Source organism: Faecalicatena contorta, from assembly GCF_021531995.1.
Classification (GTDB): Bacteria; Bacillota; Clostridia; order Lachnospirales; family Lachnospiraceae; genus Dorea_A; species Dorea_A contorta_A.
The window spans coordinates 1-5,393 of the sequence record NZ_JAFBIZ010000151.1; the positions used below are offsets into that span (position 1 = coordinate 1).

At 38.9% G+C, this 5,393-nt stretch carries 7 protein-coding genes; 3 read left to right on the forward strand and 4 right to left on the reverse strand.

Translation table 11 applies throughout. The features are described 5' to 3' along the window. The 3 genes from JQM82_RS14175 to JQM82_RS14185 all read right to left on the reverse strand — a co-directional run. A partial coding sequence (locus tag JQM82_RS14175; RefSeq protein WP_235251049.1) for a YqaJ viral recombinase family protein occupies positions 1 to 505 on the reverse strand: 505 nt, incomplete at its 3' end. 34 nt (positions 506 to 539) lie between these two features. Beyond that, positions 540 to 1,682 (reverse strand): transposase, encoded by a 1,143-nt coding sequence (locus JQM82_RS14180; protein ID WP_235251050.1) that lies wholly within the window; start codon positions 1,680 to 1,682, stop codon positions 540 to 542. Positions 1,683 to 2,032: 350 nt separating this feature from the next. Then, positions 2,033 to 2,227, reverse strand: a complete 195-nt coding sequence (locus JQM82_RS14185) for a 2-ketoisovalerate ferredoxin oxidoreductase (protein ID WP_235251051.1) — start codon at positions 2,225 to 2,227, stop codon at positions 2,033 to 2,035. Between the two features lie 236 nt (positions 2,228 to 2,463). On the opposite strand from JQM82_RS14185, the gene JQM82_RS14190 reads away from it, so the two are divergent. From JQM82_RS14190 to JQM82_RS14200, 3 genes are all read left to right on the forward strand, one after another. After that, on the forward strand, positions 2,464 to 2,781 hold the full coding sequence (locus tag JQM82_RS14190; RefSeq protein WP_235251052.1) for a helix-turn-helix transcriptional regulator: 318 nt from the start codon (positions 2,464 to 2,466) through the stop codon (positions 2,779 to 2,781). Between the two features lie 355 nt (positions 2,782 to 3,136). Next, the gene (locus JQM82_RS14195; protein ID WP_154322052.1) at positions 3,137 to 3,331 is read left to right on the forward strand and encodes a DUF3173 domain-containing protein; all 195 of its coding nucleotides are present in this window, start codon (positions 3,137 to 3,139) and stop codon (positions 3,329 to 3,331) included. A 33-nt stretch (positions 3,332 to 3,364) separates the two neighbouring features. Beyond that, positions 3,365 to 4,549, forward strand: a complete 1,185-nt coding sequence (locus JQM82_RS14200; RefSeq protein WP_235251053.1) for a site-specific integrase — start codon at positions 3,365 to 3,367, stop codon at positions 4,547 to 4,549. A gap of 405 nt (positions 4,550 to 4,954) precedes the next feature. Here the strand turns inward: JQM82_RS14200 and JQM82_RS14205 are convergent. Beyond that, positions 4,955 to 5,393 (reverse strand): MAE_28990/MAE_18760 family HEPN-like nuclease (locus tag JQM82_RS14205; protein WP_235251054.1); only part of this gene is annotated, 439 nt, incomplete at its 5' end.

Sequence of the window (5,393 nt, forward strand, 5' to 3'; positions counted from 1 at the left end):
TATAAGCTTTCTGCATGTTCATGACCGACAGATAATGTTTGACCTGGAGCACATAATTATCCGGAATTGCATCATCATCCCATTTCTTACTTGCATTGTAATTACAGGTCTTACATTCAAGAATTCCGTATGTACCATCGGGAAATAAAATAAAAAAATCCACATCTGCAAGCATGAACGGATACAGGGGATGCCGGAACATTTTTCTTACCGGAAATACCTTCAGTCCTGTCTTTCTGACAAAAATCTCTGCTACAAGATCTTCCAGCCGATGTCCGACTTCCTTTGCAACCCAGTTACTTTCTTCTTCCTTCGGGATAGCAGGCAGTATTCCCACCTTGTTGTTATATAGATCCCGGATCGTCGCAAACGGGGAGATTCCCATGATGGCGGCTACATCGCTGCCGCCAATTCCCTTTTTACGGTAATCAAGCCATTCCTCTCTCGTAAGTTCACTGATATCCACTACAATCTCCGGTTCATAATTCAAATTCAGTCCTGTCATTCTTTATTCCCTCCTTCTGATTTTTCTTATTACCTTACCATTTGATTGCTCCACCTACATCAAACTCTTTCCAGTCTAAAGCCAATGCACGGGTAATCTGTTCTTCCAGATTAATGATTGCTGCTCCCTGCATCCCTTCACAGGCTGCAAAAAACGATGCTTCGTTCATTGCAAAATAAAGGTCATGTGCAGTACAGGGTCCGTTTCCTTTCTGGAACTCGAACATTTCCGCCACATCATTGATCAATTTTTTTCGGATTCCCAGGCGTTTCATCAATAAACGAATACAATTCAGCGGATGACGGATTTCAATATCCATCAATTTTGTTATATCTGAAATCGCATCCTGATATCTGGAACAGAGCATTCTTAAATTTGCCAGAAACTGTGTCATATCAGCACCGCCGGTATGCGCCAGTTTAATTGGACTGCCAAGACTGATCGTCCTGCCACTGCTGGAGCAGGTCAGCATCGGATACAGATTTGCACCGCTTACTGCAACATCTGATGTCGTAAGCCTTACAGCGGGTGCAATGATATTATCGCTGATGCCATGATCACTTAAAGCCTCCCTGTAAGTATCCAGAAGTTCCTGATTTCCACCAAGTTCCCACATTGCGGAAACAATGGAATGATCGAACATTCCGGAACCTTCCACGTAACTGTTTCCCGGAAAATTGGTATTCAGAAACTGCATGGTCATTTCAAATACTGCCCGCATATCCAATATGCTGTAATCGTGGTGATCTCCGCCGTGAACTGCAGATACTTTTCCATCTGCAATCTTAATCAGAGCATCCCCTTTCGCTACCTTCAGGCAATAATTCACTACCTTCGTATAATTTGCTGTTTCCAGTTTCCTAAGCCCCGAGCCAGAAATTCCTGCCCGATCCAGAATTGTCCGGATTGCACAGGTACGCACCGGATAGGTCTCACCCTTAATTTTTAAGGCAAGCTGGGTATTATTCTCAGTATCCTCCAGAATCTCCTCCCAATTCTTTCCTACTGTGTCCTTCATTTTACCCGCTTCCTGAATAGCCGGAACCAGTCGCAGTGTTCTTGTAGGCTTACGGATCCAGGATGATTCTTTTGCTCTCTGTGCCAAAAATTCCAGCATCTCCTTTGGGTCTGCAAACGTCGTCTGATACGCATCTGCAAAAATTCTTGTTTCATTCATGTGTCTTTCCACCTTTCTTAAAATAAGTTTTATCCATAAACAGCTCAAAGCTGATTGTGGCTGCTCCATCTGCCATTAAACAAAAAAAAGGAATGAAAAGAGTATTTCTCCATTCATTCCTAAATCTCTGGTATTTTACCTAATAAAACAAAAAGCATCACTACTGCGATACACACCGCATAGTGACACTTTATACAAACATAAACAGCTTATGCCAGACAGGAAGTTTTTGTCTGCCTGTTGATTCCGGGATTCGCACAATCCCAGAACTTCCCTACAAGGGAATGCATAAAAAATAAACTATATCAGTATAGTAGCACAAGATATTGTTTGTGTCAATTCTGTATATACTATATATTGTTTTCTGTGATAAAAACAATATGCTCACCCAGGAATTCTTTACATGTTTGTTTTACCTTTCCGTACTGCTCACTGTCTTTCTTAGCAGCTCCTGCACACAATGCAGAAAGGGGACATCCCTCACAGTTATTCTGCAAGGCTTCTTTAATCCATTTGATTTCCTGTTCTGTTCCGATTACTTTCATCTGACTCACCTCTATTACATCATACCCCGAAATCATATAAGCAACACATTTTTTATCTTGCTTTTTACGTCTGTAACACGCCAAAAGCTCACCATTTTACTTGATGTAATGTATTGTATCCGTAAATTACGGTTACAATCAATAATATTGTTCTTTATATCCTTAATACACCTATTTTAATCCGCAATTTCACTTTCGTAAATAGTTTAAAATGAAGGAAAATGGAGGTGTGACAGATGGATGAAAAATTTATTGCAGAACGCATTACCGAACTGCGCTTAAAAAAAGATATTTCGGAATACCAGATGAGTCTTGATCTTGGTAAAAATAAAAGTTACATCCAGAATATCAGTTCCGGACGTTCTCTGCCTTCCATGAGCCAGTTCTATGAAATTTGCCGCTATTTTGAAATCACACCTCAGGAATTCTTTGATGAAAGGCTTCATGATCTGCCTCTGTATCAAAAAGCCAATGAATTATTAAAGCAATTGGACGAAGACGATATGCTGGCCATCCTCTCTATTCTCAAACGATTAACTGAAAAACATTCTTAATGTCTTATCGGCTGCCTGTATTATGGCAGCTTTTTTTCTGCTTTTTTTCCAATATTTAAAATTCCATGACTATTTCTAAGTAAATGGGCAAGACCCAAGTTGTACTTTGATAATTACATACACCTCTCAGGAGATTGATATAGGTGCTGCAGATAGTGCTTGCGTTTATTGCGTGCCTGCAGCTTTAAGATTACATAGTAACGCCTTATACGTGGCCGGAAAGGGCGCAGGAACTGGCTTCTGGGAGATTTACACCATTTTTCGTCAGGCTATTTTACAATAGTAAAATTACTCTAAACTTGATATAATAATGGACAGGTATTGAAGTTTTATCCTGTCCATAGAAAGGAGTAGAATGATTACAGTAACAAAAAGTGATTTGATAAAGTTAGGTTATGGTCCTTCTTTTTCAGCAGACATTATCCGGGAAGCGAAAAAGCTGATGATTGCCAAAGGCCATACTTATTATCAATCAAAGAAACTGGACAGGGTACCAAAGGAAGCGGTTGAGGAATTATTGGGAATCACTTTGCCAGATACTGAAAACTAAGTGTACTTCTTGCATTAGAGAAGGAGTGTAACCATGGCAAAAGATCCAATCAAGAAAGCAACTAACGGAACCTATTATTTCAGGGCGAACTTAGGGAAACACCCTGTAACCGGGAAACAAATACAAAAGTATCGCAGTGGATTTGCAACAAAGAAAGAGGCTCGGGCAGAATATTCAAAGCTTATTCTGTCTACACCAGATGAACTTACGGAAAAGAAAGAGGAAGTGACTTTCAAAAAATTTATTCAGGAGATTTATCTTCCCTGGTATAAAACCCAGGTAAAAGAAAGTACATACAAGAACAGGTATGCTACCATTGAAAAACACTTTGCCTATTTCTATAAGATGAATACTGACAAAATTGAGCCAATTCATGTGCAAAACTGGCAATTAAAACTGGCAAAAAACTACAGCCCAAATTATGTGAGGATTATACAGGGAATGCTTGCAGTCGCATTTGACAGAGCTATCGTTCTGGGACTTGCAAAGAAAAATCCGGCCAGAATGATCGGAAATGTCAAAAGCAGAAAACCGAAAATTGATTTCTGGACACTGGAAGAATTCCAGAAAGTCATTTCTCTACTGTATAAGGGAGATTACTATGAACACTACTTGTTCATTTCTTACTGGTTGTTATTTATGACTGGAATGCGAATCGGAGAAGCTGCGGCTCTGCAATGGTCAGATATTGATTTTGAAACAGGTATTCTCAGCATCAACAAAAATCTTTACTACAAAACCATGACCGACTACAAATTTGTAGAGACAAAAACGCAGGCTAGTATACGGGATATCGTTATAGATGATGATACGCTTAAAGAGCTGAAAGAATGGAAAGAAGTTCAACAGAAAGTTCTACCGAAATGTAATTTTATATTAAGCTATAACGGAACGCCCACCAGCAAGACAACTCTGCCAAGAGCCCTCGAAAAGCTGGCAAATCTTGCTGGTGTCCACCGTATTAAAATTCATGCCTTACGGCATTCCCACGCTTCCCTGTTAATCAGCATGGGAGAAAACCCATTAATTATCAAAGACCGTTTAGGACACGAAAAAATCCAAACGACTTTGGGAACCTATGGGCATTTATATCCAAACAGCAACTTTGAAGTAGCAAAGAAGCTGACAGGAAAACTTACCTATACACCTGCAACAGAAAGTGTGGCTGATTACACAAGCAATCAGTTCACAGCTGAGTATCATAAGCAGGTGAATTAGAAAAATGCAATAAAAATGCAATTTTCAAAGGCCGAAGCCCGGAAGCCCCGTAAAATAAGGCTTTCTGGCCCACCGCCTACTATTCAAACTCGGCTCTGTCACGCCAAAACTTAACGGAATTAATTAAAGTTTTTCCTGCAATATGCCTTGTTTTTATTTCTATTACATAATTTCCACTGGCTTTCTGATGAACTGTTGCCAGAATGTTGCCATGGACTAAGTATAGCATATAAAATCAAAAACGTGCACCCTTTTAATTATTTGTATACTCACATCCATTTATTTTTTAATAATCCACTGTTCCTATCTGTTGTCCCCTCTCTTACCAACACCCCTTCTTCCTGTAACTATTTTATAGAATTCTGAATCTGCTTTCTTGTAAATCTAAGTTCTTCTCTCACACATTCATGCCATCTTATATCTTTGCTCATTTATGTAAGTTGTCACAGTATCAATCAATTCTTCTAAGAAAGCAACTACAAATTTTTCATTTCTTCTAATATCAGAGATACTATCTGACCTCACTGCATCAACAAATGATACTGATCCATGTGCCAAATTATTCCTATTCTCCTTGATTCCATCAAGTATATCAGGCCTATAATTTTGGCTACTTGTTTGAATTTGAATTCCATGTGATTCAAAGGTTTCTCTAATAGAAACACCATTTAAATTTCCAGCAGGCAATGTATTTCGTGAATTCATTTCCAAAGTGGCATTCCTTAATATAGCTGCTATTATCTCTTCGTTCTTTTTCAAAAACGTATTAAAGTTCGCATTAGGATCATTTGTTGCTTTTAATATAGTTTTTCTCCATAGTGCTTTAATTGATTCATTGACATCC

Excerpts from the sequence above, each read along its gene's own strand:
- JQM82_RS14195 (WP_154322052.1), top strand. The coding sequence starts at position 3,137 with ATGATTACAGTAACAAAAAGTGATTTGATAAAGTTAGGTTATGGTCCT.
- JQM82_RS14190 (WP_235251052.1), top strand. The coding sequence starts at position 2,464 with ATGGATGAAAAATTTATTGCAGAACGCATTACCGAACTGCGCTTAAAA.
- JQM82_RS14185 (WP_235251051.1), bottom strand. The coding sequence starts at position 2,227 with ATGAAAGTAATCGGAACAGAACAGGAAATCAAATGGATTAAAGAAGCC.
- JQM82_RS14180 (WP_235251050.1), bottom strand. The coding sequence starts at position 1,682 with ATGAATGAAACAAGAATTTTTGCAGATGCGTATCAGACGACGTTTGCA.
- JQM82_RS14200 (WP_235251053.1), top strand. The coding sequence starts at position 3,365 with ATGGCAAAAGATCCAATCAAGAAAGCAACTAACGGAACCTATTATTTC.